This is a genomic window from Ralstonia sp. VS2407, assembly GCF_052950655.1.
The window spans coordinates 368,053-393,922 of the sequence record NZ_JBRFVG010000001.1 but is presented as its reverse complement, the minus strand read 5'-3'; the positions used below and the strand labels follow the sequence as shown (position 1 = coordinate 393,922).

Below are 25,870 nucleotides of genomic sequence, written 5' to 3'. Positions count from 1 at the left end.
ATCTGCGTTCGGTCAGGAGGACGCGCGCTGCGCCAGCGCATCCGGGTTCAACAAGTTGGGCGGTTGCCCTGCGTGCGGGCCGAAGCCGAGTGCAGCGATCAGGTTGTCAGCCGCCAGGTTGGCCATGCCCAGGCGCGTGCCCAAGGTGGCACTGGCAATGTGCGGCGTGAGCGCAACGTGCTCGGCGTCCAGCAACGCCGGATGCACCTTCGGCTCGCCCTCGTACACATCTAGGCCGGCCGCGAAGATGCGCTTGTCCGCCAGCGCCTGCGCCAATGCCGCGTCATCCACGATGCCGCCGCGCGCGAGGTTGACCAGCGTAGCGGTCGGCTTCATCTGTGCCAGCTCAGCGGCGCCGATAGCATGGTGGCTTTCCTTGGAATACGGCAGCACCAGCACGAGGTGATCCGCCTGTTTCAGCAGCGCGTCCTTGCTGACGTACGTGGCGCGCGTCTCCTGTTCGACTTCGGGCGAAAGGCGGCTGCGGTTGTGATAGATCACGCGCATCGAGAAGCCGCTTGCACGCCGCGCCAGCGCCTGGCCAATGCGGCCCATGCCAAGAATGCCCAGCGTGCTGCCATACACCTCGGCCCCGAGGAAGGCATCGTAAGTCCAGCGCTTCCAATGCCCCTCACGTAGCCAGCGTTCGGATTCGGACACGCGGCGTGCGGCGGCCATCAGCAAGGCCCAGCCGAAATCGGCGGTGGTCTCGGTCAGGATGTCGGGCGTGTTGGTCGCCAGGATGCCTGCACGCGTCATCGCCGCGAGGTCAAAGTTGTTGTAGCCGACGGCCATGTTGCACACCGCACGCAGCGTCGGCACGCGGCTGATCAGATCAGCGTTGATCGTGTCGGCGGCATTGGACAGCAGGCCAACGCGACCTTGCAGACGCTCGGCCAGCGCTTCGGGCGGATAAGCAACGTCCGCCTGGTTGTCGATCACGTCGAAGGTCTCGCGCAAGCGCTCAAGCACTTCGGGAAACATCGCGCGGGTGACAAGGATTCCGGGTTTCATACGTTCAACACACGTTTGGTTAGCGGAAGAAGACGAAGGTCATCAGAACGAAAATCGGCACGAGAATGCAAATGGACCACAGCATGTACCCAAAGAAGCTCGGCATCCGCAGGCCGCGACTTTCGGCGATGGCCTTGACCATCAGGTTGGGCGCGTTGCCGATGTAAGTGTTGGCGCCCATGAACACGGCCGCGGCGGAAATGGCGGCCAGCGTGGAGGCGCCCTCGCTCATCAGCATGCGCGCGTCGCCGCCGGCGGTATTGAAGAACACAAGATACGTCGGCGCATTGTCGAGGAACGAAGACAGCAACCCCGTCGCCCAGAAGTACATCGCGTTGTTCGGCTGACCCGCGCTGTCGTTGACGAGATGGACGATGCCCGCGAACGGGCCGTCCACGCCGGCCTTGAGCATGGCGATCACCGGCCCGATCGTGATGAAGATGCCGGCGAACAGCTTGGCGACTTCCAAGATGGGCTCCCAGTTGAACTCATTGCCGGCGCGTGCGCTTGTCGGGGTTAGCCACAACGAAAGCAGCGCGATGGCCACCAACCCGATGTCACGCACCACGTTCAGCAACAGCACCTCGGTGCCCATCACGTAGAAGACGATGCCGGGCTTCCACAGCCCGCTCATCAGCACAAGTCCAAGAATGCCCGCCAGCAGCACAAAGTTGACGTTGCCCTCGAAGCGCAACGGGCCCGCATCATCCGGCGTGGCATCAGTGATGTTGGGCAGTTCTTCCTTGCCCGTGTGATAGAAGTAGCTGTCGATGACGAAGAAGATCGCCAGCAGCAGCACCCACATCGTCAACGTCTGGCGCCACAGATGTTGCGCGGTCCAGAAAAACTCGACGCCCTGCAAGAAGCCCAGGAACAGAGGCGGATCGCCCAGCGGCGTAAGCGCCCCACCGGCATTGGCCACCAGAAAGATGAAGAACACGACGACGTGTGCGCGATGCCGGCGTGCCTCGTTGGCGCGCAGCAATGGCCGGATCAAAAGCATGGCTGCACCGGTGGTCCCCATGATGCTGGCCAGGGCCGTGCCAAGCGCGATCAAGCCCGTATTGAGCTTTGGCGTAGCGTGCAGGTTGCCGCGAATGCAGATACCGCCTGCAACAACGTACAAAGCGGCGATCAGCGCGATGAAGGGAATGTATTCAGCCAGGGCGGCATGATTGACGGAAGCGATGGCCGCGTCAGAGCCGAACACGATACCGAACGGCACCAGAAGCGCCAAGGCCCACGCCGCCGCGATCTTGCCGTAATGGTCGTGCCATAGCTTGGGCACGACGAGCGGTGCAATGGCAATCGAGAGCAGGATGCCCGCAAACGGCACACCCCATAACAGATGCAACTCAGCACCGCTCACATCAGCGGCGCGCGCCAGGCCACAGACAAACAGGAAGACAAGGGGCCAGAGGCGTTTCACGTAGGCGTTCTCCTAATCGCGGGCGCACACCGCAAATGCGGCCGCGCCACACAAACAAAGACGCCAGTGTAAACGCCAGAGGTCTGTCGGCCCCCAAACATCCACAGAGGTTTGATGCAGCAAGGAGCCCCGAACGCTGTCTCAGGCAGCCGTCACCACAATCACGTGCACGCGATACGGGCCGTGTGCGCCGAGCACGATGGTCTGCTCAATATCGCCCGTGCGCGATGGGCCGCTGATGACGTTGGTGGCGCGCGGCAGCTCGCCCCGCTCCGCACGCATCAGCGTATAGGCGTCTTCCAGATTGGCGACGATGCGCGACTGCGGCACCACGGCGATATGCGTCTCGGGCAGCAGCGCCGTGGAGGCGACGTTCTCCGGCCCCGACAGCAGCATCAGCGAGCCCGTCTCGGCAATCGCGCAGAAGCAACCCGTAATGCCAACGAGATCGCCGTGTTCCAGATCGGCTTGGGCCTCACGCACGGGCGGTCGGAATTCGATGTCGATGCCCGCAGCCGCCCAGTCCAGCGATTGCAAGGTGGTCCAGGCCACCGCCTGAGGCTTGAGGCTAAGGCCGGCCAGATAGCAAGCCACAGCGCCCGGCACGTCGGATAGCGCGTCCACCGTATCCAGCGTCGAGGCCATCTTCAGTGCCTGCTCAGCGAAATGCGCGGCGAGATCCTCAGGCATTGGCGGGCGCGGGCCGGCAGGATGGCGCGCGAGGTAGTCCGCCACGGCGTCGCGCTCACCCTGCGTCGGTTTCGCGGGACGATGCTGCGCGTTGCGGATGCGCGCAAAGATGGCATCGCGTGCGCGGCTGGTGTCGAGCGGATCGACGGGGGTGTCCGGTTGTGATTCCATGGCGGCTCCGAAAGATCGGTCGATTATACGAGCCGCTTTCAGCACGATCCGCCTACGCCGTTGAAACTTATTCGGCGCGGGCGTGAGCCTTATTGCACACCAAACACTTGCTTCAGATACGTGAGGTAGGCCGGATCGTCGCACATGGTCTTCTCAGGCGCATCCGACAGTTTGGCCACCGGCTGGCCGTTGCAGCGGACCATCTTGATGACGATCTGCAGCGGCGTGTAGCCCAGGTCGTTTGTCAGATTGGTCCCCACGCCAAACGCCAGCTTGCATCGGCCGTGGAAGCGCTCATACAGGCCGATGACCTTGGGCATGTCGAGACTGTCGGAGAAGATCAGCGCCTTGGACTTCGGCTCGGCGCGCATGTCCTCGTAATGTTTGAGCATGCGCTCGCCCCACTCGAACGGATCGCCGGAATCGTGCCGAACGCCGTCGAAGAGCTTGCAGAAGAACATGTCGAAATCGCGCAGAAAGGCGTCAAAGCCGTAGGTATCCGACAGCGCGATACCGAGGTCGCCGCGATATTCCTTGGCCCAGGTTTCCAGCGCAAAGGTCTGGGAATCGCGCAGGCGCGGGCCGAGTGCCTGACAGGCCTGCAGATACTCATGCGCCATGGTGCCAAGCGGCGTCATGCCGTGCTTCATGGCGAAGTAGACGTTGCTGGTGCCCGCGTATTGGGCGCCGAGCTGCGCACGCGTCTCCAGCAGCACATGCTCGTGCCAGGTGTGTGAGAAGCGGCGGCGGGTGCCGTAGTCGGCAATGCGGCATTCTTCCAGGCCGGGGCGCTTGAGCGACGCCAGCTTGTCGGTCAGGCGGCGTTTGCCCTCCTCCCATTGCGGGTGCGTCTGCGTGCGGCTGAAGAACACCTCGTTGACGATGGCCAGGACCGGCACTTCAAACATGATCGTGTGCAGCCACGGCCCCGCGATGACGATCTCGATTTGCCCGTCGTTGCTGGCAGCCGGGCGCACGTCGATGTACTTCTCGTTGAGATGGAACAGGCCGAGAAAATCGACGAAATCGCTCTTGATGAAGCGCATGCCGCGCAGGTAATCGAGCTCGGCATCGGTAAAGCGCAGGGTGCACAGGTGGCGGATTTCCGTGCGAATCTCGTCAATGAACGGCACCAGATCGACGCCCGCGTTACGGCACTTGAAGCGGTATTCAACGTGCGCACCGGGAAAGTGATGCAGAACCACCTGCATCATCGTGAACTTGTACAGATCGGTATCGAGCAGCGAGCGGATGATCATCGGACGGCGCCAAAAGCCATATGAACTGCCCGTCATGCTAACCGAAGCCACGCGGTACGCCTGCGGCACTCACACAAATCCCGGTCCACGGCCCGGAAAATGGCCGTTTTGAGGTTCCAACCGGACGGAAAACCCCTTGATTCCGCTATAATTTCCGGTTTCCGACCGGATTTTTGCACCATGGAAGCAGAACGCCTCAATGCCGTCCAGAACACGTTGGCCGACCTGAAGTCGCGCGCCGACGACCTTCGGAGGTATCTTTGACTACGACGTCAAATCTGAACGTCTAGTTGAAGTCGACAAGGAACTCGAGAACCCCGAGGTCTGGAACGATCCCAAACGCGCCCAGGAGCTGGGTCGCGAAAAGAAGTCGCTTGAAACCGTCGTACTGGCCCTGACCAAGCTCGACGAAGACCTCACCGGCGGCGCCGAGCTGTTCGAGCTGGCCCGCGAGGAGGGTGACGACGACACCATCGAAGCCATCGAGGCTGACACCGCGGGCATGCGCGCCATTGTCGAAGACATGGAATTCCGCCGCATGTTCTCCGGCCCGATGGACGCTGCCAACTGCTTCATCGACATCCAGGCCGGCGCCGGCGGCACCGAAGCGTGCGACTGGGCGTCGATGCTGCTGCGCCAGTACCTGAAGTATTGCGAGCGCAAGGGCTTCAAGACCGAAGTGCTGGAAGAGTCCGAAGGCGACGTGGCCGGCATCAAGAGCGCATCGATCAAGGTCGAGGGCGAATACGCGTTTGGCTTCCTGCGCACCGAGACCGGCGTGCACCGCCTGGTGCGCAAGTCGCCGTTCGACTCGGCGGGCGGGCGCCACACGTCGTTCTCGTCGATCTTCGTGTATCCGGAAGTCGATGATTCGATCGAGATCGAGGTCAACCCGGCCGATCTGCGTGTCGACACGTATCGCGCCTCGGGCGCGGGCGGTCAGCACATCAACAAGACCGACTCGGCCGTGCGGATTACGCACATCCCGACCGGCATCGTCGTGCAGTGCCAGAACGACCGGTCGCAGCACCGCAACCGTGCCGAAGCGATGACGATGCTGAAGTCGCGCCTGTACGAGCACGAACTGCGCAAGCGTCAGGCCGCTGCCGACGCACAGGAAGCCGCCAAGACGGACGTGGGCTGGGGCCATCAAATCCGCTCTTACGTGCTGGACCAAAGCCGCATCAAGGATCTGCGCACGAACGTGGAAATCTCCAACACGCAGAAGGTGCTGGACGGCGACCTCGACCCGTTTATTCAGGCCAGCCTGAAGCAAGGCGTCTGATCCGAGCCAAACCCGAGCGACTGCCATGTCCGACACGTCCCTGTTCATCCTGACCGGTGCCTCGCGCGGCCTGGGCGCCGCGCTGACCCAGGCGCTGATGCAGCCCGGTCGCCGCCTGATCTGCGTGGCACGCGGCGATAACGCCGAATTGCGCGCGCAGGCGGCAGCCGCCGGCGTGACACTCGACTGGCACCAGGTCGACCTGTCCGACGCGCATGCCGCCGAGGCGTGGATGACCAAGACGCTTGCCGCCCTGCCCGCCTTTGCCAACGTGACGCTGGTGCTCAACGCCGGCGCGGTCGAGCCGATCGGCACCATCGACACGCTGCGTGCCGATACGCTGCTGCCGCACCTGCAGCTGAACCTGGCCGGCCCGATGGCGCTGACCGCTGCCCTGCTGCGCGGCACCGCCGCGTGGAACGCGCAGCGCCGTGTGCTGGCGATCTCGTCGGGCGCAGCGCGCCGGCCGATCGCCGGCTGGGCCGCGTATTGCACGGGTAAGGCAGGGCTCGACATGTTTGTGCGCGCCATCAACGCCGATGGCGACGCCAGTGTGCGCGCCGTGGCGCTTGCCCCGGGCGTGATCGACACCGACATGCAACGCACCATCCGTGGCGCCGACTTTGCCGGCGTGCAGCGCTTCCGCGATCTGCACGCGCATGGCGAGCTGGTCTCGCCGCAAGACGCCGCTGCGCGCATCGCCGCCTACCTCGTCCGCCCCGACTTTGGCGCGACCGAGCTGGACGACCTGCGCAACATCGCCTGAACCGACATTCCTCTCATCACCATCATGACCGAACAGAACAACCCGGCCGAATCGAACACCGCGGCCGCCATGCCGGCGCAGGACGACAACAAGATCATCGCCGAGCGCCGCGAGAAGCTTGCCGAGATCCGCCAGCAAGGCGTCGCGTTTCCCAATGATTTCCGCCCGACGCACCATGCCGGTGATCTGCAAGCGAAATACCGCGAGTTGGAACAGGCTGCGTTCGAAGCCGAACCGGTGCAGGTGGCCATCGCCGGCCGCATGATGCTCAAGCGCGTGATGGGCAAGGCCAGCTTTGCCACTGTGCAGGACGCCACCGACCGCATCCAGTTCTACATCAGCCGCGACGCCGTGGGCGAAGACGTCTACGCCAGCTTCAAGAAGTGGGACCTGGGCGATATCGTGGCTGCGCGCGGCACGCTGATGAAGACGAAGACCGGCGAACTGTCGGTGGCGGTGACGGAGCTGCGCCTGCTCTCGAAGAGCCTGCGCCCGCTGCCGGGCGACTACTACGGCCTGGCCGACCAGGAACAGAAGTACCGCCAGCGCTACGTCGATCTCATCGTCTCGAAGGAAACGCGCGACACGTTCCGCGCCCGCACCAAGGCCATGGCCTCGCTGCGCAACTTCATGGCCGGCAACGGTTTCATGGAAGTCGAGACGCCGATGCTGCATCCGATCCCGGGCGGCGCGGCAGCCAAGCCGTTCATCACGCACCACAATGCGCTGGACATGCAGATGTTCCTGCGCATCGCGCCGGAGCTGTACCTCAAGCGCCTGATCGTGGGCGGTTTCGAGCGTGTGTACGAGATCAACCGCAACTTCCGTAACGAGGGCGTGTCTCCGCGACACAACCCCGAGTTCACGATGATGGAGTTCTACGCGGCCTACACGGACTACCGCTGGCTGATGGACTTTACCGAGCAACTGATCCGCCAGGCCGCCATCGACGCCTCGGGCACCGCCACGCTCACCTATCAAGGCCGCGAGCTGGATCTGGCCAAGCCGTTCCATCGCCTGACCATCTGCCAAGCGATCCAGAAGTACGCGCCGCAATACACCGACGCGCAACTTGCCGATGTCGACTTCCTGCGCGCCGAGCTGAAGAAGTTCAAGATCGACACGAACGCGCCGCAATTCCTGAACGCCGGCGTTGGCACGCTGCAGCTCGTGCTGTTTGAAGAAACCGCCGAATCGCAACTGTGGGAGCCGACGTTCATCATCGACTACCCGGTCGAAGTGTCGCCGCTGGCACGGGGCTCCGACACGCTGCCCGGCATCACCGAGCGCTTCGAGCTGTTCATCACCGGCCGCGAAATCGCCAACGGCTTCTCCGAACTGAATGACCCGGAAGACCAGGCCGAGCGCTTCCGCAAGCAGGTCGAACAGAAGGACGCCGGCGACGAAGAAGCCATGTTCTATGACGCCGACTACATCCGCGCATTGGAATACGGCATGCCTCCGACCGGCGGCTGCGGCATCGGCATCGACCGCCTGGTGATGCTGCTCACCGACAGCCCGAACATCCGCGACGTGATCCTTTTCCCGCACCTGCGCCGCGAAGATTGATCGGCTCGGACGATCGCCTTGGAAAAACGCCCTTTCAGGGCGTTTTTTTATTGCCCGCGCCGGCGCAAAACGCGCGCCCACCCCGCTATTTGTAACATCGTTGCGCTTCCACACTGTGTATCAAAGTCCGCCAAGCGCCTGATTTTTAAGGGAAAAATCTGAGTACAGATGCTTACAAATTAAAACGGCATCCGTTTGGGCGATGGACCACACTGTGATCGTCGAAGGGCCGAACAACGAACCAATCACGGGCCGTAGGAGAACGAAGATGACGAACAACATCCAACCGAACCAAGGTCAACAATACGGTGGCGCATCGCCGGGTCAGGTGCCGTCGTCGTCACGACGGATGCATCCGCTGATGACCACGGCGGCCGTGGCCGTGATCATCGCAAGCCTGACCGCTGTGGCCGCCATCACCGGCGTGCTGCCGACATCGAAGGCTACGCAGGGCAGCACCGACCCGAATGTGGCTGCGCAATCTGCAGCCGCCATGCCGGGCGCTTCGGCCCCGATGGCGTTGGCCGCACCGGGCCAGACGACGCAGCCGAATCAGGCCGCTCCGTATCCGGCACAGAACGTTGCGCCTGCTCCGGCGCGAGCCCGTGAACCGTCGTACGCTGAACGCGCGCCGTCCACCAGCCCCAGCTACGCGCAAACACAGCCGCGCCAGTCGGCCAGCCCCTATGCCGGCCATGTGACGTCGGTCACGCCGATCACAACGCAAGGCAAGGAAACAGGCCTCGGCATGATCGGTGGCGCGGTGGTGGGCGGGCTGCTGGGTAACCAGATTGGGCGCGGCAATGGCCGTACGCTTGCGACGGTCGGCGGCGCGGTGGCAGGCGGTTACGGTGGCCATGTGGCGGAGAACTACTACAGCCGCGACACCCAATACCGTGTGAACGTGCGCATGGACAACGGTACGAACCGCAGCTTCACGTACAAGGCTGCACCGGGCTTCCAGGCAGGCGAACGCGTCCATATCGAGAACGGTACGCTGGTGGCTGGCTAATCCGCCGTCGCCTTCGACCCAAAAGAAAAACCGGCCCTCGGGCCGGTTTTTTCATGCGTACGCGTTGGAGGCTACGCGTTTATTCCGCTTCGTCGATCCACGCCTGCTGGATGGCCTCGAGAAACTTTTCGCCGCCACGCTTGTGGTCGTCGTCAAAGCCTTCCAGCGTGACAACCTTGTTATGCAGGTCAACAAAGTTCAGCCGCGTCGGATCGACGTCGGGGTACTTGTCGTACAGCGCTTCCGCGATCCGCTGGATGTCGTTCCATTTCATGATGGGCTCCCTCCTCCGCTGGCCGCTTGGCTCAGTGGTTTTCCTTGGCGTGGTTGATCGTGTACTTCGGGATCTCGACGGTCAGGTCCGTATCCGCCACCTTGGCTTGGCAGGACAGGCGCGAGTTCGGCTCCAGGCCCCAGGCCTTGTCAAGCAGATCCTCTTCCTTCTCGGTCGCCTCTTCCAGCGAATTGAAACCCTCTCGCACGATCACGTGACAGGTCGTGCAGGCGCACGACTTCTCGCATGCGTGCTCGATCTCGATGTCGGCGCCCAACAGCGCGTCGCAGATGGTCGTGCCGGGCTTGGCTTCGATCACGGCCCCTTCCGGGCAGTATTCGACGTGAGGAAGAACGACGATGTGTGGCATGAAAAAACTCGATCGATAAGGGTGTTTTAGGGGATGCGATCGGCGATCAGCCGAGCTCCTCGATACGTTTGCCGGCGAGCGCCTTGCGAATGCCGCGGTCCATGCGGCGCGCAGCGAATTCGTCAGTGCCATGCGACAGGGCATCCACGGCGTCCTTGATGGCGCGGTGGTCTTCGCCCTGCATGGTGGTGCGCAGCGTGGCAATTTCGGTGTCGATGGCGGCGCGCTCTTCGGGCGACAGCAGATCGCCATCGGCCGCCAGCGCCTGCGACAGCGCCTCGAGCAAGCGCTCGCCCTCAACGCGCTCTTCGGCCAGCGCACGACGGCGCATGTCGTCTTCGGCAGATTGGAAACCTTCCTGCAGCATGCGGGCGACGTCGTCATCGGCCAGACCGTACGACGGCTTCACTGCTATCGACGCTTCCACGCCCGACACCGTCTCGCGTGCCGACACCGACAGCAAACCGTCAGCATCCACCTGATACGTCACGCGAATACGCGCGGCACCGGCCACCATTGCAGGGATGCCGCGCAACTCGAAACGCGCCAGCGAACGGCAATCGCTCGCCAGTTCGCGCTCGCCTTGCAGCACGTGGATCGCCATGGCCGTCTGACCGTCCTTGAACGTGGTGAATTCCTGTGCGCGCGCGACGGGAATCGTGCTGTTGCGCGGGATGATCTTCTCGACGAGGCCGCCCATCGTCTCAACGCCCAGCGACAGCGGGATCACGTCGAGCAGCAGCCAGTCTTCGCCCGGCGCACGGTTACCGGCCAGCAGGTTGGCCTGCATGGCCGCACCAATGGCGACCACCTGGTCGGGATCGAGGTTCGTGAGCGGCGTCTGACCAAACAGTTGGCCGACTGCACGGCGGATGATCGGCATGCGCGTCGCACCCCCGACCAGCACCACGCCCTTCACTTCGTCGACCGTCACGCCCGCGTCGCGGAGTGCGCGGCGCACCGGCGACAGCGTCTTCTGCACGAGGTTGGCCGTCAGGTCGGCAAAGGCCTCTGCAGTCAGCACGAGGTGCACGGTCTCGCCGGTGGAGAGCATCGCGTCAATCTCGGTGCTGTCGGCGGTGGAGAGCCACTCCTTGGCAGCGCGTGCCTTGTTCAGCAGCAGGCGCGTGTCTTCGGCAGACAGCGGTTGCAGACCGGCTTGCTCGACGATCCAGCAGACGATGCGCTGGTCGAAATCGTCCCCGCCGAGCGCGGAGTCGCCACCCGTCGACATCACCTCGAACACGCCCTTGGTGAGCTTGAGCACGGAGATGTCGAACGTGCCGCCACCGAGATCGTAGACCGCGTAGATGCCTTCGGAGCCATTGTCCAGGCCATAGGCGATGGCCGCGGCGGTCGGTTCGTTCAGCAGGCGCAGTACGTTCAGGCCGGCCAGCTTGGCGGCGTCCTTGGTAGCTTGGCGCTGCGCATCGTCAAAGTACGCGGGTACGGTGATGACGGCGCCGACGAGCTCGTCGCCGAGCGTGTCTTCGGCGCGCTGGCGCAGCGTGGCGAGAATCTCCGCCGACACTTCCACCGGGCTCTTCACGCCGGCCACGGTCTTCAACTGCACCATGCCTGGCGCGTCGACAAAGTCGTACGGCGTATTCTCGATGTGGGCGACATCCTTCAGGCCCCGCCCCATGAAACGCTTGACCGAGATGATGGTGTTCTTCGGGTCACGCACGGCTTCGGCCTGGGCCTTATAGCCAATATGCGCACCGCCCGTGGCCAGATAGCGCACCACGGAGGGCAGCAGCGGGCGGCCCTGATCATCGGGCAGCACTTCCGGCACGCTGCTGCGCACCGAAGCCACCAGCGAGTTGGTCGTGCCCAGGTCGATGCCCACCGCCAGACGGCGCTGGTGAGGTGCGGGCGATTCGCCAGGTTCGGAAATCTGCAGTAAAGCCATGGGGATGTCTCGATTGCGCGAATGGGCTGCCTGCCGAGGCAAACCCAACATTGTCGCAAATTCTGGGTTCTAGTCTTCCAGCCGGTCGATGGCCTCGGCGGTATCGCGTTCGATCTTTTCGATGAACATCAATTGGCGCACGGCATCCGCCGCGGCTGCGGTGTTGCCCTCGCCATTGAGCAGGCCGGACAGCGCCTGATAACGCGCGCGTTTTTCCTTGCGCAGCATGCCAAGCAGATCGTCCAGCGCATCGACGTTGCGCTCCACCTTGGCGTCGCCCAGCGCTTCGCGCCATTCCATTTGCTGCATCAGGAACGCGGGCGGCATAGCCGTGTTGTTTTCGGCCTGCACATCGACACCACGCAGGTGCAGCAGATACGTCGCCCGTTTGAGCGGGTCACGCAGCGTCTGATATGCCTCATTGGCGCGCGTGGCCCATTGCATGGCGACGCGGCGTTCGGCATCGCCTGCGTGGGCATAGCGATCGGGATGCGCCTGCGACTGCACGGTGCGATAGGCGGCGTTCAGCGCGTCGTCGTCGACCTCGAAGTGCTCGGGCAGACCGAAGAGGGAAAAATGCGTCGTGTTCGCTGACAAGCCGGAATTCATGAATAAAAAAAGCGGCAGCGCCGCCTCGTGATCCTCATTCGACCGGTTCACCCCGATCGCACTTCAGGCACTCCACAACCACGCCGATCTTGCTGGCGCGCCCGGCTTCGTTTTCTGTCCAGGGCCGCAACTGCCAAGGCGGATCGTGGCGCATGTGCTGCCCGTGTCCGCAAGCGAGACGGGCGACCCAGTGGCCCTCCTCGTCCCGCTCGAAACCGACAATCGCCTGCTTCAATGTGCCCCGCTCAAACGCGGAACGACTCGCCGCAGCCGCACTCGTCCTTCACGTTCGGGTTGTTGAAGCGGAACCCTTCGTTCAGGCCCTCGCGTGCATAGTCCAGCTCGGTGCCGTCGATGTACGGAAGGCTCTTCGGATCGACGATCACCTTGACGCCGTTGGATTCGAAGACCTGGTCTTCGGCGGCGATGTCATCCGCATATTCGAGCTTGTATGCCAAGCCCGAACAGCCCGTGGTCTTCACGCCCACGCGCAGGCCCACGCCCTTGCCGCGGCGGGTAAGGTAGCGGGAAACGTGCTGCGCGGCCTTGTCGGTCAGGGTGATCATGCTGCGTCCTTTCTATCCAAACGGGCTCAAGCAGCCTTCTGCTCGGCCGAACCGTGCTTTTCCTTGTAGTCGGCCACAGCCGCCTTGATGGCGTCTTCGGCCAGGATCGAGCAGTGGATCTTCACGGGCGGCAGGGCCAGCTCTTCAGCGATGGCCGTGTTGCGGATCTCCAGCGCTTGGTCCAGCGTCTTGCCCTTCACCCACTCCGTCACCAGCGACGACGAAGCGATGGCCGAACCGCAGCCATAGGTCTTGAACTTTGCGTCTTCAATCACGCCCTGCTCGTTGACCTTGATCTGCAGCTTCATCACGTCGCCGCAAGCCGGCGCGCCCACCATGCCGGTGCCGACCGTGTCGTCGCCCTTCTCGAACGAACCGACGTTGCGGGGGTTTTCGTAATGGTCCAGAACTTGGTTGCTGTAAGACATTTCACACCTCTTTCAATCGTTGGCTGGCGCGGGGGCGCCCATTTTTCGTCAAACGCCGCGCTCAGTGCGCCGCCCATTGAATGCTGTTCAGATCCACGCCGTCCTTGTACATCTCCCACAGCGGAGACAGGTCGCGCAGCTTGCCGATCTTGTTCTTGAGCAGTTCGACCACGTAGTCCACTTCTTCTTCCGTGGTGAAGCGGCCAACCGTGAAACGGATCGAACTGTGCGCCAGTTCGTCGTTGCGGCCCAGGGCGCGCAGCACGTACGACGGCTCCAGCGATGCCGACGTACAGGCCGAGCCCGACGACACGGCGACGTCCTTGATGGCCATGATCAGCGACTCGCCTTCGACAAAGTTGAAGCTGATGTTGAGGTTGTGCGGTACACGGGCTTCCATGTCGCCGTTCACGTACACCTCTTCCATCGTGTTCAGGCCGCGATACAGGCGATCACGCAGCATGCGAATGCGCTCGTTCTCGGTCGCCATTTCTTCCTTGGCGATGCGGAAGGCTTCGCCCATGCCTACGATCTGGTGCGTGGCCAGCGTGCCCGAACGCATGCCGCGCTCGTGGCCACCACCGTGCATCTGCGCTTCGATGCGGATACGCGGCTTGCGGCGCACGTACAGGGCACCGATGCCCTTCGGCCCATACGTCTTATGCGCCGAGAACGACATCAGGTCGACCTTCAGTTTCTGCAGGTCGATGCCCACCTTGCCCGTCGCCTGCGCGGCATCGACGTGGAAGATCACGCCTTTCTCGCGGCAGATCTCGCCAAGCTGCTCGATGTCCTGAATGACGCCGATTTCGTTGTTCACCATCATCACCGACGCAAGAATGGTGTCGGGACGAATGGCTTGCTTGAAGACTTCGATATCGATCAGGCCGTTGTCCTTCACGTCCAGATACGTCACTTCGAAACCCTGGCGCTCCAGCTCACGCGTCGTGTCCAGCACAGCCTTGTGCTCGGTCTTCACGGTGATGATGTGTTTGCCCTTGCTGCTGTAGAAGTTGGCAGCGCCCTTGATGGCGAGGTTGTCGGACTCGGTAGCACCGGACGTCCAGACGATTTCGCGCGGGTCGGCGTTCACCAGCGCTGCAACCTGCTCGCGCGCGGTCTCGACAGCCTTCTCTGCTTCCCACCCAAACGGGTGGCTGCGCGAAGCAGGGTTGCCGAAGCTCTCACGCAGGTACGGGATCATCTTGTCGACCACGCGCGGATCCACCGGCGTCGTCGCGGAATAGTCCATGTAGATGGGAAGTTGCGGGGTGCTCATATCTTGTCTGCCTTGTGTGGGGGGCGATGTTCTTGTGTGGGCTGGCGTCTTGGCCAGCCTCACGCCGACGCAATCACGACTGCGCCAGGCTGAAAACGGAGTTGACCAGCGGCGCTCGCTTGACCGGCTCTGCGGCCACCGACGTGGCGGCGGGCGTATCGACCGCGCGTGCGCGTGTCGGCGCACGTTCGCGGCGCGCCGGACGCGCTTCACGCATGTCCTGGATCACTTCCGGCTGACGTTCGCGTTGCTGATCGACCAGGTTCTGCAGCGACACCGAATCGAGATACTCGACCATCTTCTGATTGAGCGTGGCCCACAGGTCGTGTGTCATGCAGCGGCCCGTGTGACCGCCGACATGCTCTTCGCCGCCGCAGTTGCCCTTTCCGCCACACTGGGTGGCGTCCAGCGGCTCGTCCACGGCGATGATGATGTCGGCAACGGTCACGTCGCCGGCACGGCGCGCGAGGCTGTAGCCGCCGCCCGGCCCGCGCACACTTTCCACGATTTCGTGGCGGCGCAGTTTGCCGAACAGCTGCTCCAGATACGACAGCGAAATCTTCTGACGCTGGCTGATGCCAGCCAGCGTGACCGGACCCTGCTCTTGGCGCAGCGCCAAGTCAATCATGGCGGTGACCGCGAAGCGGCCTTTGGTGGTCAATCTCATGGCGTCGGGGAAATACCTGATCGTTTTGCTCAAGTATAAAGGAACCCGACAAAATCGGTCAACTAAGGCGTCGGGGGATTCCGCGTCGCAGCAAGGGGATTTGCGGCGCCCGAAAAACGGGGTGACCACGCGGCAGGCCGTATTGTGGACTAAAACAATCAACCACGTTCGATAGGGCTATCACGCCACTCCCGCAATGCAACTGGCGCGCAAAGCGCGCAGGCGGCGTCACTACGGGTTTTTCCTTATGCGGTGTAAAGCGCAATTCTGTTGACTTCTGTTACGCGGTAGCCGAGACTGTCAGATACGCAAACGTTTGCGAAGAGCGAGGCGCGATTGCCCTTAGGAATGCCTTACGGCATGAAGCGGCAACGACGCCCGCATCCACCCGCCCCAGACAGGCCTCTTCCTGGAGGAGACACCATGGATATCCGCCGTCGCCGCGCCCTGAAAATGGGCGTGGGCTCTGCCGTAGCTGCTGCTCTGCCGTTCCCGTTTTCGCTGGCGTACGCCGCCAACCAGCCGCCCAAAGTGGCACTGGTGATGAAGTCGCTCGCCAATGAGTTCTTCCTGACCATGGAGAACGGCGCCCGTAAGCATCAGAAGGACCATGCGTCGGAGTACTCGCTGCTGACCAACGGCATTCGCGACGAAACCGACACGGCCGGGCAGATCCGCCTGGTCGAGCAGATGATCGTCGCGCGTGTGGATGCGCTGGTGCTGGCGCCAGCCGACTCCAAGGCATTGGTGCCGGTGGTCAAGAAGGCCGTCGACGCGGGCATTCTCGTCATCAACATCGACAACCGGCTGGACCCGGCGGCGCTCAAGGAGAAAGGGCTGAACGTGCCTTTCGTGGGGCCGGACAACCGCAAAGGTGCGCGACTCGTGGGCGACTTCGTTGCCAAGTCGCTCAAGCCCGGCGATGCCGTGGGCATCATCGAAGGCATTCCGACCACCACGAACGCGCAGCAGCGCACCGCCGGCTTCAAGGACGCGGCCGAAGCCGCCAAGCTAAAGATCGCGGGGGTGCAATCGGGCGAATGGGAAATCGACAAGGGCAACAAGGTGGCGGCCGCCATGCTGCGCTCCGAGCCTGACCTGAAGGCGCTGCTGTGCGGCAACGACAACATGGCCATCGGCGCCGTATCGGCGGTGCGCGCAGCGGGCAAGCTGGGCAAGGTGATGATTGGCGGCTATGACAACATCGAAGCCATCAAGGCCATGCTGGCTGACGGACGCGTCGCTGCCACTGCGGATCAGCACGCCGATCAGCAAGCCGTCTACGGCATCGAGACGGCCCTGAAGGCGCTGGCCGCCAAGACGCCGCAGGCGAAGCTGTCGGGTGTCGTCGAGACACCAGTCAACCTCGTCACGCGCACGTAACGCCACAGACCGGCAAGCCGCCGCCAGCCATGTCTGCCGCTTACGAACCGCGCCCGCCGCTGCTGCGCGTCTCCGCCGTCAGCAAGCACTACGCCGCCCCCGTGCTACGAGATATCGATCTCGACCTGCACGCGGGCGAGGTGCTTGCACTCACGGGGGAGAACGGCGCCGGCAAGAGCACGCTCTCCAAGATCCTCTGCGGGCTGGAGACGGCGACCTCGGGTTCGATGACGCTGGGCGGCACACTGTACGCACCCGATTCGCGCAGCGCTGCCGAAGCGCTGGGCGTGCGCATGGTGCTGCAGGAGCTGAGCATGGTGCCGACGCTGACGGTGGCCGAGAACCTGTTCCTCGGCGAACTGCCCCGGCGGCTGGGTTTTGTCGATCGTTCTGCGCTGCGCCGTCGGGCCGAACAGGCGCTTGCGCGCGTGGGGCTGGACCTCGATCCCTGGACGCCCGTACACACGCTCGGCATCGGCCACCGGCAGATGATCGAAATTGCCCGCGCGCTGGCCAGCGCATGCCGGGTGCTGATCCTCGACGAGCCGACGGCAATGCTGAGCGCGCACGAGAGCGCCACGCTGTTCGAGCGCATCGACGCGCTGCGCCGCGAAGGCGTGGCGATCGTCTATATCTCCCACCGCCTGGACGAACTGGCGCGCATTGCCGATCGCATCGTCGTGCTGCGTGACGGCAAGCTGGTCACCGACGCACCGGCGGCCACGGTCACGCAGGATGCGCTGATCCAGGCGATGGTCGGCCGCGACGTGGCCGCCTCATCCGAATCGCAACGGGCCGCCCGCGAGCCGTGGGTCGGCGACGGCTCACCTGCGCTGCGGGTGACCGGCCTGACGCGTGCGCCGGCCGTGCGCGATGTGAGCTTCGACGTGGCGCCAGGAGAGATCTTCGGCATCGCCGGTCTGGTCGGTGCGGGCCGCACGGAATTGCTGCGGCTGATCTTCGGGGCGGACCGCGCGGATGCAGGCACCGTCGAAGTCGGTACGCCGCTGGCGCCTGCGCGCATCCACTCGCCTGGCGACGCGGTGCGTCACGGCATCAGCCTGCTCACTGAAGACCGCAAGGACGAAGGCCTGATGCTGAGCCTGCCCATCGCGACCAACATCGCGCTGGGCAACATGCCAAGCGTCACGAGCCGCGGCTGGCTGCAACCGGCGCGCGAGCGTGCGCTGGCGCAGCGACACATCGGCGCATTGCGCGTCCGTTGCGCTGGGCCTGAGCAACCGGTGGGTGAACTTTCAGGCGGCAATCAGCAGAAGGTGGCGATTGCGCGCTGGCTGGAGCGCGACACCCCCGTGCTGCTATTCGATGAGCCCACGCGAGGCGTGGATGTCGGCGCCAAGTTCGACATCTATACGCTGCTCGACGCGCTGGCCGCGCGAGGCAAGGCGCTGGTCGTGGTGTCGAGCGATCTGCGCGAACTCATGCAACTGTGCGACCGCATTGGCGTCATGCGCGCCGGGCGGCTGACACACATCTTCCAACGCGACGGCTGGAGCCAGGATGCCCTGCTCGCCGCCGCTTTCGGTGAATCGGGAGACTCCGACTCACGTGCACCTCAATCGCCCTCGGAGACCGCAGATGCGCTCTGATTCCACCCTGCCCCCCACGCCGCCCGCAGCGGCTGCCGGCACGCGCGCAGCGCTGGGCATGTCGCTTGGGACCATCGGCGGGTTGCTCGCTGCGCTGATCGCCATGCTGGTGTTGTTCGGCACGCTGTCACCGACGTTCTTCTCGCTGCCCACGTTCACAACCATTGCCAACGAGATCCCCGACCTGCTGGTGATGGCCGTGGGGATGACGTTCATCCTGATGATCGGAGGGATCGATCTGTCGGTGGGCTCGGTGCTGGCGCTGGCGGCTTCGGTACTGTCTGTTGCCATGACCCAGTTCGGCTGGGGCTTGTTGCCGGCCGCGTTGGCGGGCGTAGTGCTGGCCACGGCGGCCGGCATGTTGACCGGGGCGGTCACCGTGCATTGGGGTATCCCGTCGTTCATCGTGTCACTGGGCGTGTTGGAGATGGCGCGCGGCCTCGCCTACAGCCTCACAGATTCGCGCACGGTGTACATCGGCAGCGCGGTCGACTGGCTGGCCAATCCCATCGCACTGGGCATTGCGCCATCTTTCCTGATTGCGATTGTCATCACGATCGTTGGCCAGATCGTGCTGGTGCGCACGGTGTTCGGCCGCTACCTGGTGGCTATCGGCACGAATGAAGAAGCCGTACGGCTGGCGGGCGTGAATCCGCGCCCCTACAAGATTGCGGTGTTCGCGTTGATGGGGCTGCTCTCGGGCCTGGCCGCGCTGTTCCAGGTGTCGCGCCTGGAAGCGGCTGATCCGAACGCCGGGGTGGGCATGGAACTGCAAGTGATCGCGGCCGTGGTGATCGGCGGCACGAGCCTGATGGGCGGGCGCGGTTCGGTCGTGCGCACGCTGTTTGGCGTGCTGATCATCTCGGTGCTCGAATCGGGCCTTGCGCAGATCGGCGCATCGGAGCCCACCAAACGAATCATCACGGGCGCGGTCATCGTCGCGGCCGTGGTCATGGATACCTATCGCAGCAAGCGCAACCGCAGCAAGCAACATTGAGAGACAGAGGAGATCGTCATGGCAACCATCAAGGACGTGGCCGCACTGGCCGGAGTTTCGTTCACCACCGTCTCGCACGTCATCAACAACACAAGACCGGTCAACGCCGAGACACGCAAGCGCGTGGAAGAAGCCATTCGCGCCACGCGCTATGTGCCCAGCGCCGTGGCGCGCTCGCTCAAGCATCGCACTACACGCACCATCGGTGTGCTCGTACCCACCGCCACCAACCCGTACTTTGCGGAGTTGGCACGCGGCATTGAAGACGTGTGCGCTGCCGCCGGCTACAGCGTCATCCTCTGCAACTCCGACGACGACCCCCGCAAGCAGCGCGACTACCTGCGCGTGCTGATGGAAAAACGTGTCGACGGCATCATCGTCAGCAGTGCCGGGCCGGACACGGCATTGGTGGAAGCGCTTGGTGAATCCGCCCTGCCCATCGTGATGGTCGACCGCCCGACCGAAGGCATCCAGGCCGATCAGGTGCAGGTCGATCACGAAGAAGGCGCGTACATGGCGACCAAACATCTGCTGGACCTCGGCCACCGCCGCATCGCCTGCATCAGTGGGCCGTCGTCACTGAGCGTGACGGCAGAGCGCCTGGCCGGTTTCCACCGCGCTCTGCGCGAAGCCGGCGTGCCGGAAGCGGCCGCCCGCATTGCCGAAGGCGATTTCACCAGCCCCGGCGGCTATCGCGCCGCGCGCCAGTTGCTGACCGAAGGAGAGATGCCCACGGCCATCTTCGCCGGCAATGACCTGATGGGCATCGGCGCGCTGCGCGCTGCGGCCGAGCTGGGCATTCCCGTCCCGAAGGCGCTGTCCGTGATGGGCTTTGACGACATCGAACTGAGCCGCTACGTCTATCCGGCCCTGTCCACCGTTGGCCAATCGATCCGCCAGTTGGGCGAGACCACCGCGCAGACGCTGCTTGAACACCTCGGCGACAACGCCTTGCGCCACCCCGTGGAAGAGCCGCGTGCGCGCCGCATCGTGCTGCCGCCGCGCCTGTCTTTGCGCGAATCGACCGCCGAACCCGAGCGCCCGGCCCGCGCCGCCTGAGCTCGCATTCCTTTCACGCTTTCAACGTAGTCCCGCCATGGTGGCCAAGCGCCCTTCCGCCTCTTCTGCGCACCCCGCTGCCGACGTATTGATCGTCGGCAGCTTGAATATGGATCTCGTGATCCGCACGCCACGCTTGCCGCGGCCCGGGCAAACGGTTGCTGCCCCTGCGCTGGAAACCATCCCGGGCGGCAAGGGCGCCAACCAGGCCGTAGCAGCCGCGCGTCTGGGCGCCCGTGTCGCCATGCTCGGCTGCGTGGGTGACGACGCATACGGCACCGCACTACGCGACGGCCTGCGCCGCGAAGGCGTGGACACGTCGATGGTGTCGGTGCACGCCGGGGCGGCCACCGGCATCGCCTGCGTGACCGTGGCCAACAGCGGCCAGAACACCATCGTCATCGTGGCCGGCGCCAACGAATTGCTGACGCCAACGATGATCGAAGCGCAGCGTGCCGCGTTCGAACGCGCGCGCGTGATCGTCTGTCAGTTGGAATCTCCGCCCGATGCGGTGGAATGCGCGCTCAAACTGGGCCAGCGGCTTGGCAAGACGGTCATCCTGAACCCGGCACCTGCCCTCGGCCCACTGCCCACGCCATGGATCGCCGCCTGCGATTACCTGATCCCGAACGAGACCGAAGCCGCGCTGCTGACAGCGCGGACTGTCGATTCGCCCGAAGCTGCGCTGGATGCGGCTGCTGATCTCCATGCGCAAGGTGCGCGGCACGTGATTGTCACGCTGGGTGCGCGCGGCGTTGCCTACGTGGATGCCCATTCGCGCGTGCTGATGGCGGCCCCCACCGCGCACGCCATCGACACCACCGCTGCCGGCGATACGTTTGTCGGCGCGCTGGCCGCGGCGCTGGCAGAGGGTGCGATGCCCGTTGCAGCCATCGAATTTGGGCAGGCCGCTGCGGCAGTGTCTGTCACGCGGCTCGGCGCGCAGCCGTCCATCCCGTTCCGCAGCGAGTTGGGCGCGCCTGCCGCGCCCGCAACCCACTAGACCACTAGACCTAGGCCGGCGTGCTGGTGCTGGGCGGCGTGCTCGCAGTCGGGGCGCGCGGCACCAGCAGGCACAGCGGGTCCCGTAAGATGCGCCGCCACACGGCACCCGTCACGCGTTTGCGATCGACCCCACGCAGGTTGCGTGAGCGCATCGCCATATTGAAGGCCAGTGCGAACGACACCAGCACGTTCAGCACCCCCATCAGCGCAATGCCCGCCACCGCCAGCCAGAACGGCGCCGTATGCATCACGTCGGGGCCAAGCACGCCCACGGCAGTTGCCACCGCACCAGTCGACAGCGTGACGTGGCGCACTTCCATATGCGGGCCGAAAAACGACAGGATCTCGGGCCCCAGCCCGAGCATGAAGCCCAGCGATACGTTGGCGACAATGCCCGAAAGATTGCGTTTCCAGAAGCTGGCAATGCGCTGCGCCCCCTGCGTGCCCACCATGAACCGCAGGCGCCGGTGGTAGGCAATCACGTCATGCACTCGGTGCAGCGCAAACCAGTTGTCGGCCCACCCCGCCGCCAGGCTTGAGGCCCACAGCAGCACACCCGTGAAGATCGCGTACAGCGGCGTCGGCCCGAGAATCGAAAACGAATCGATGGTCGCCATCGCCTTCGCGGCCGAAATCAGATCGGCATGGAAGAACCGCCCGGCCAGCCATTGCACGAGGAAAGCCACCGGCGCAACGGCCACCAGGTTGCCGGCGATCGCCGCCGCGTTGGAGCGGATCATGGCAACTGTGTCGTCGACAAAGCGGTCCAGCCCTTCCTGGCGACCCACCTGATCGAGCCGATGCGCCAGTGCGGGCGCCGTCATGGCGGGTTGCTTGGTGGCCAGCGTGAAATGCGCGAAATGGATGCCGAGAAAGCTGACCGCATAGTTGATCGACGCGAACAACCCTTCGGTAAAGCGCGACAAATGCGCCCCGGTGATGAAGAACTTGATGTACACCGTGGCCGCCGTAATGACGCCGCCGCCGGCTGCTGCCTTGACCATCGCGCCGTATTCCTTGCCGTCGCGGGTGATGTAGTGCTCGCCGCTTTCCGCGGAGCGCTCGACCACCTTGCGCGCCAGATCGGCAAACGTGGAACGGACGAGATACCCCACGCTGCGGCGATGCTGGCTGGCCGATACCAGCTCGGCCGTCATATGCACGAAGCGACGCGAGCCCTGCGTGTCCGCCCACGCCGTCAGCAGCAAATCGATGCGGCCCAGCCACGCCTTCATGCGCTCGACCTGGAAGACGACCTCCACCGAGACGCCGTTCTCATCCAGATGCTGGTACACGCTGGCCGTCGCCGTTCGGCAGCGGTCAAGCACGGCGCGGAAATAGTTCAGCTCCTGCAGGAACCGCTCGGGGCTCGCCAGCTCCGTATTGGGGCGTTCCAGGAAGATCGCGTTTGCAGCGTCGGCCAGCAGATAGAACGGAGAATCGGTGAGTTCCGCGTGGTCCATGCGGCTGCGGATACCGCGCGACAGACCCGCCGCACGGACTTGGCTGATCAGGATCTGGATGCCGATGCCAAGGCTGCGCTCAAGTCTTGTCTGGCCGGCTGCGTGATCGGCATCCGTCATCCCCGCGCGGAACAGCGCGTAAAGGCGCGTGACCAGTTCGTCGTCCAGGCCGTCGACCCACTGTGCATCAGTCGGCCCCACAAACAGCAGTGCAAACAATGTGGCGAGCTGGGGCTGGTTTGGTGCAGGCGGCAGCAGGCGCGCCTGCCAGCGGTCAAGCAGCTCGCTCCAGAAGCCCGAGCGTGAAGACAACCCCGTATCGCACAGCAGCGATACGGGATCGTTGTCCTGCACGATGCTGCGCAATGTCTGCCCGACGCGTTCGGCCAGGGCCGGATTGTTCTCCAGCACCTGCAGCAGATAACGCAGGCGGGCATAACGCCAGGACTCAGACGCCGCACCCGCTGGCCGGTCCGCGCGGCGCAGCCAGTAGCCCAGCTCGATCAGCCATTCATTGCGTTCGGCCAGGCTGCGCGTCGGCTCGAACTGGGCAAGGATGGCATCGAGCTGATGGCTGGCGTGCCGCGAAGCGCGCCACTTGCGCCATGGGTTGAGCAAAAAATCGAACATCGAACTCCCTTGATGGCGAACGCGTGCAGTCGAGCGCTGCAGCACGTGCCGGTTCCCCAGTCAGGCGACGCGCAGCGCCCGAGCTTGATTTGAAATGGTGTCTCCAGTCACCCGCCGCCTGCCCTGTACAAGACAGCGGGCCTCTGACAATGCACGTGGCCGCGCAGTTCAGGCGGCCGGAACGATATGGTCTTCGCCGCTCGCGCCAAAGAGCTGCGACTTGAGCTTGGCAAGCTGATCGCGCACCGCCGCCGCCTTTTCGAATTCGAGATTCTTGGCGTGATCGAGCATCTGTTTTTCCAGGCGCTTGATTTCCTTGGACGCCTGCTTCTCGCTCATGTCCTCGTACTTGGCAGCCTCTTGCGCGGCCTTCAGTTCCGCGCGCGCGTCGTCGACGTTGTACACGCCGTCGATGATGTCCTTGATACGCTTGACGACGCCGCGCGGCGTAATGCCATGCGCCTCGTTGTGGGCAATCTGCTTTGCGCGGCGGCGTTCGGTCTCGCCAATCGCCTTCTTCATCGAATCGGTCATGCGATCCGCATACAGGATGGCGGTACCGTTCACGTTCCGCGCGGCGCGGCCGATGGTCTGGATGAGCGAGCGCTCGGCGCGCAGGAAGCCTTCCTTGTCCGCATCCAGGATCGCCACGAGCGACACTTCGGGAATATCCAAACCCTCACGCAGCAGGTTGATACCGACCAGCACGTCGAACGTGCCCAGGCGCAGGTCGCGGATGATTTCCACGCGTTCGACGGTATCGATGTCCGAATGCAGGTAGCGGACCTTGATGCCGTTCTCCGACAGGAACTCAGTTAACTGCTCGGCCATGCGCTTGGTAAGCGTCGTCACCAGCACGCGCTCGCCAGCCTCGACGCGCACATGGATTTCAGACAGCAGATCGTCGACCTGCGTCGTGGCCGGCCGCACCTCGATGATCGGGTCGACGAGGCCGGTCGGGCGCACAACCTGCTCGACGACTTCCGTGCCCGCCGTCTTCTTTTCGTAATCCCCCGGCGTGGCGGACACGAACGTCACCTGCCGCATCTTGGTCTCGAACTCGGCAAATTTGAGCGGCCGGTTGTCGAGCGCGGAAGGCAGCCGGAAGCCGTATTCGGCCAACGTTTCCTTGCGCGCGCGGTCGCCGTTGTACATGCCGTTGAGCTGACCGATCAGCACATGCGATTCATCGAGGAACATCAGCGCATCGGGCGGCAGGTAGTCGACCAACGTCGGCGGCGCCTCGCCCGGTGCCGCCCCCGACAGATGCCGCGAGTAGTTCTCGATGCCCTTGCAGAAGCCGAGCTCCTGCAACATCTCCAGATCAAAGCGCGTGCGCTGTTCCAGCCGCTGCGCTTCCACCAGCTTGTTTTCCTTGTAGAAGAAATCGAGCCGCTCACGCAGTTCCACCTTGATGGTCTCGATGGCCTTCAACACGGTCTCGCGCGGCGTTACATAGTGGCTCGACGGGTAGACGGTGAAGCGTGGGATCTTCTGCCGCACGCGGCCGGTCAGCGGATCGAACAACTGCAGCGACTCAACCTCGTCGTCGAACAACTCCAGGCGCACGGCCATTTCTGCGTGCTCGGCGGGGAAGATGTCGACCGTGTCGCCGCGCACGCGGAAGGTGCCGCGCTGGAAATCCGTCTCGTTGCGCGTGTACTGCATGGCGATCAGGCGCGCGATCACGTCACGCTGGCTGACCTTGTCGCCCGCGCGCAGCGTCAGGATCATCTGGTGGTATTCGCTCGGGTTGCCGATACCGTAGATGGCCGAAACGGTGGCCACGATCACCACATCGCGGCGCTCCAGCAGGCTCTTGGTGGCCGACAGCCGCATCTGCTCGATGTGCTCGTTGATCGACGAGTCCTTCTCGATGAACAGGTCGCGCTGCGGCACATAGGCCTCAGGCTGGTAATAGTCGTAGTACGAGACGAAGTATTCGACTGCATTGCGCGGGAAGAACTCGCGGAACTCCGAATACAGCTGCGCTGCAAGCGTCTTGTTCGGCGCAAACACAATGGCCGGCCGCCCCACCTGCGCGATCACATTGGCCATGGTGAACGTCTTGCCCGAGCCCGTAACACCCAGCAGCGTCTGGTACGACAGGCCGTCGCCAATGTTCTCCACGAGCTGGCGAATCGCCTCCGGCTGGTCGCCGGCCGGCGGATACGGCTGGTACAACTGGAATGGCGAGCCCTCGAAAGTCACGAACTTCGACTCATCGTGCGGGCTGGGGACTTGGCTCAGATCGGTCATGGCGGCGGGTAGGATGGCAGCGCGGGAAGTCGACAAAGTGACTCGCACGCCCTCGGAAAATGAGGGCGGCAGCGGCAATTGCAACCAATCGTCTAGTGTAGCGTGCAGCCCGAGCAATCGTTTGGACGGCGGGGCCCGCACATCTGTACTGGCCGTTCAAACGC

General features: G+C 64.0%; 24 protein-coding genes. 9 read left to right on the top strand and 15 right to left on the bottom strand.

The genetic code is table 11. The features are described 5' to 3' along the window. Window positions 1–12: 12 nt before the first annotated feature. From ACU8YE_RS01865 to pncB, 4 genes are all read right to left on the bottom strand, one after another. On the bottom strand, window positions 13–1,014 hold the full coding sequence (locus tag ACU8YE_RS01865; protein WP_260804256.1) for a 2-hydroxyacid dehydrogenase: 1,002 nt from the start codon (window positions 1,012–1,014) through the stop codon (window positions 13–15). A gap of 19 nt (window positions 1,015–1,033) precedes the next feature. After that, window positions 1,034–2,443, bottom strand: a complete 1,410-nt coding sequence (locus ACU8YE_RS01860; protein ID WP_446927990.1) for a sodium:proton antiporter — start codon at window positions 2,441–2,443, stop codon at window positions 1,034–1,036. A gap of 141 nt (window positions 2,444–2,584) precedes the next feature. After that, window positions 2,585–3,304 carry an LUD domain-containing protein gene (locus ACU8YE_RS01855; protein WP_440816717.1) on the bottom strand — a complete coding sequence of 240 codons (720 nt, stop codon included), beginning with the start codon at window positions 3,302–3,304 and terminating at the stop codon, window positions 2,585–2,587. An 89-nt stretch (window positions 3,305–3,393) separates the two neighbouring features. Beyond that, on the bottom strand, window positions 3,394–4,563 hold the full coding sequence (pncB, locus tag ACU8YE_RS01850; protein ID WP_260804258.1) for a nicotinate phosphoribosyltransferase: 1,170 nt from the start codon (window positions 4,561–4,563) through the stop codon (window positions 3,394–3,396). Between the two features lie 180 nt (window positions 4,564–4,743). Between pncB and prfB the strand changes: the two genes are divergently transcribed. The 4 genes from prfB to ACU8YE_RS01830 all read left to right on the top strand — a co-directional run bounded on the left by prfB (window position 4,744) and on the right by ACU8YE_RS01830 (window position 9,195). Then, window positions 4,744–5,848, top strand: a protein-coding gene (gene prfB / locus ACU8YE_RS01845) for a peptide chain release factor 2 (RefSeq protein WP_139219361.1) whose coding sequence is annotated in 2 segments (ribosomal slippage) — window positions 4,744–4,824 and window positions 4,826–5,848 — 1,104 coding nt in all. Because the reading frame shifts where the segments join, the coding sequence is not laid out codon by codon here. A 25-nt stretch (window positions 5,849–5,873) separates the two neighbouring features. Beyond that, window positions 5,874–6,614, top strand: coding sequence for an SDR family oxidoreductase (locus tag ACU8YE_RS01840; protein WP_446927989.1), 741 nt, complete (start codon window positions 5,874–5,876; stop codon window positions 6,612–6,614). Between the two features lie 24 nt (window positions 6,615–6,638). After that, window positions 6,639–8,183, top strand: a complete 1,545-nt coding sequence (gene lysS / locus ACU8YE_RS01835) for a lysine--tRNA ligase (RefSeq protein ID WP_316868692.1) — start codon at window positions 6,639–6,641, stop codon at window positions 8,181–8,183. 268 nt (window positions 8,184–8,451) lie between these two features. After that, entirely contained in the window at window positions 8,452–9,195 is a 744-nt protein-coding gene (locus tag ACU8YE_RS01830) for a glycine zipper 2TM domain-containing protein (protein WP_440076856.1), read from the top strand. Between the two features lie 79 nt (window positions 9,196–9,274). On the opposite strand, the gene iscX is transcribed toward ACU8YE_RS01830, so the two are convergent. From iscX to iscR, 9 genes are all read right to left on the bottom strand, one after another. Beyond that, window positions 9,275–9,469 (bottom strand): Fe-S cluster assembly protein IscX, encoded by a 195-nt coding sequence (gene iscX, locus ACU8YE_RS01825; protein ID WP_446927988.1) that lies wholly within the window; start codon window positions 9,467–9,469, stop codon window positions 9,275–9,277. A 31-nt stretch (window positions 9,470–9,500) separates the two neighbouring features. After that, window positions 9,501–9,839, bottom strand: a complete 339-nt coding sequence (gene fdx, locus ACU8YE_RS01820; RefSeq protein WP_024976131.1) for an ISC system 2Fe-2S type ferredoxin — start codon at window positions 9,837–9,839, stop codon at window positions 9,501–9,503. 46 nt (window positions 9,840–9,885) lie between these two features. Then, window positions 9,886–11,751: a Fe-S protein assembly chaperone HscA gene (gene hscA / locus ACU8YE_RS01815; RefSeq protein ID WP_446927987.1), complete on the bottom strand. Its 1,866-nt coding sequence runs from the start codon at window positions 11,749–11,751 to the stop codon at window positions 9,886–9,888. Between the two features lie 69 nt (window positions 11,752–11,820). After that, window positions 11,821–12,360, bottom strand: coding sequence for a Fe-S protein assembly co-chaperone HscB (gene hscB / locus ACU8YE_RS01810; protein ID WP_446927986.1), 540 nt, complete (start codon window positions 12,358–12,360; stop codon window positions 11,821–11,823). 34 nt (window positions 12,361–12,394) lie between these two features. Then, on the bottom strand, window positions 12,395–12,595 hold the full coding sequence (locus ACU8YE_RS01805; protein ID WP_446927985.1) for a DUF3565 domain-containing protein: 201 nt from the start codon (window positions 12,593–12,595) through the stop codon (window positions 12,395–12,397). Window positions 12,596–12,605: 10 nt separating this feature from the next. Then, the gene (gene iscA, locus ACU8YE_RS01800) at window positions 12,606–12,926 is read right to left on the bottom strand and encodes an iron-sulfur cluster assembly protein IscA (RefSeq protein WP_045204421.1); all 321 of its coding nucleotides are present in this window, start codon (window positions 12,924–12,926) and stop codon (window positions 12,606–12,608) included. 26 nt (window positions 12,927–12,952) lie between these two features. Continuing rightward, on the bottom strand, window positions 12,953–13,354 hold the full coding sequence (gene iscU, locus ACU8YE_RS01795; RefSeq protein ID WP_004635709.1) for a Fe-S cluster assembly scaffold IscU: 402 nt from the start codon (window positions 13,352–13,354) through the stop codon (window positions 12,953–12,955). Window positions 13,355–13,415: 61 nt separating this feature from the next. Next, window positions 13,416–14,633, bottom strand: coding sequence for an IscS subfamily cysteine desulfurase (locus tag ACU8YE_RS01790; protein WP_232042378.1), 1,218 nt, complete (start codon window positions 14,631–14,633; stop codon window positions 13,416–13,418). A 73-nt stretch (window positions 14,634–14,706) separates the two neighbouring features. Then, window positions 14,707–15,300 carry a Fe-S cluster assembly transcriptional regulator IscR gene (gene iscR / locus ACU8YE_RS01785; RefSeq protein WP_232042377.1) on the bottom strand — a complete coding sequence of 198 codons (594 nt, stop codon included), beginning with the start codon at window positions 15,298–15,300 and terminating at the stop codon, window positions 14,707–14,709. Between the two features lie 423 nt (window positions 15,301–15,723). Here iscR and ACU8YE_RS01780 point away from each other — a divergent pair, with 423 nt between their 5' ends. Genes ACU8YE_RS01780 through rbsK form a run of 5 tightly spaced genes read left to right on the top strand, consistent with a single transcriptional unit; the run spans window position 15,724 to window position 21,352 of the window. Then, window positions 15,724–16,683 carry a sugar ABC transporter substrate-binding protein gene (locus tag ACU8YE_RS01780; RefSeq protein WP_316868687.1) on the top strand — a complete coding sequence of 320 codons (960 nt, stop codon included), beginning with the start codon at window positions 15,724–15,726 and terminating at the stop codon, window positions 16,681–16,683. Between the two features lie 29 nt (window positions 16,684–16,712). Continuing rightward, entirely contained in the window at window positions 16,713–18,293 is a 1,581-nt protein-coding gene (locus ACU8YE_RS01775) for a sugar ABC transporter ATP-binding protein (RefSeq protein WP_446927984.1), read from the top strand. Further along, window positions 18,283–19,290 (top strand): ABC transporter permease, encoded by a 1,008-nt coding sequence (locus tag ACU8YE_RS01770; RefSeq protein ID WP_232042374.1) that lies wholly within the window; start codon window positions 18,283–18,285, stop codon window positions 19,288–19,290. Before ACU8YE_RS01775 ends, ACU8YE_RS01770 begins: the two co-directional genes overlap by 11 nt. An 18-nt stretch (window positions 19,291–19,308) precedes the next feature. Beyond that, a complete protein-coding gene (locus ACU8YE_RS01765; RefSeq protein WP_316868684.1) occupies window positions 19,309–20,349 on the top strand; it encodes a LacI family DNA-binding transcriptional regulator in 1,041 nt (346 codons plus the stop codon). 37 nt (window positions 20,350–20,386) lie between these two features. Then, a complete protein-coding gene (gene rbsK / locus ACU8YE_RS01760; protein WP_446927983.1) occupies window positions 20,387–21,352 on the top strand; it encodes a ribokinase in 966 nt (321 codons plus the stop codon). Between the two features lie 10 nt (window positions 21,353–21,362). Here rbsK and ACU8YE_RS01755 read toward each other — a convergent pair whose 3' ends face one another. Both ACU8YE_RS01755 and uvrB read right to left on the bottom strand, forming a co-directional pair. Beyond that, complete coding sequence (locus ACU8YE_RS01755; RefSeq protein ID WP_446927982.1) at window positions 21,363–23,447, bottom strand: site-specific recombinase; 2,085 nt, start codon at window positions 23,445–23,447, stop codon at window positions 21,363–21,365. A 168-nt stretch (window positions 23,448–23,615) separates the two neighbouring features. Beyond that, on the bottom strand, window positions 23,616–25,706 hold the full coding sequence (gene uvrB, locus ACU8YE_RS01750; protein ID WP_232042370.1) for an excinuclease ABC subunit UvrB: 2,091 nt from the start codon (window positions 25,704–25,706) through the stop codon (window positions 23,616–23,618). Window positions 25,707–25,870: the final 164 nt, after the last annotated feature.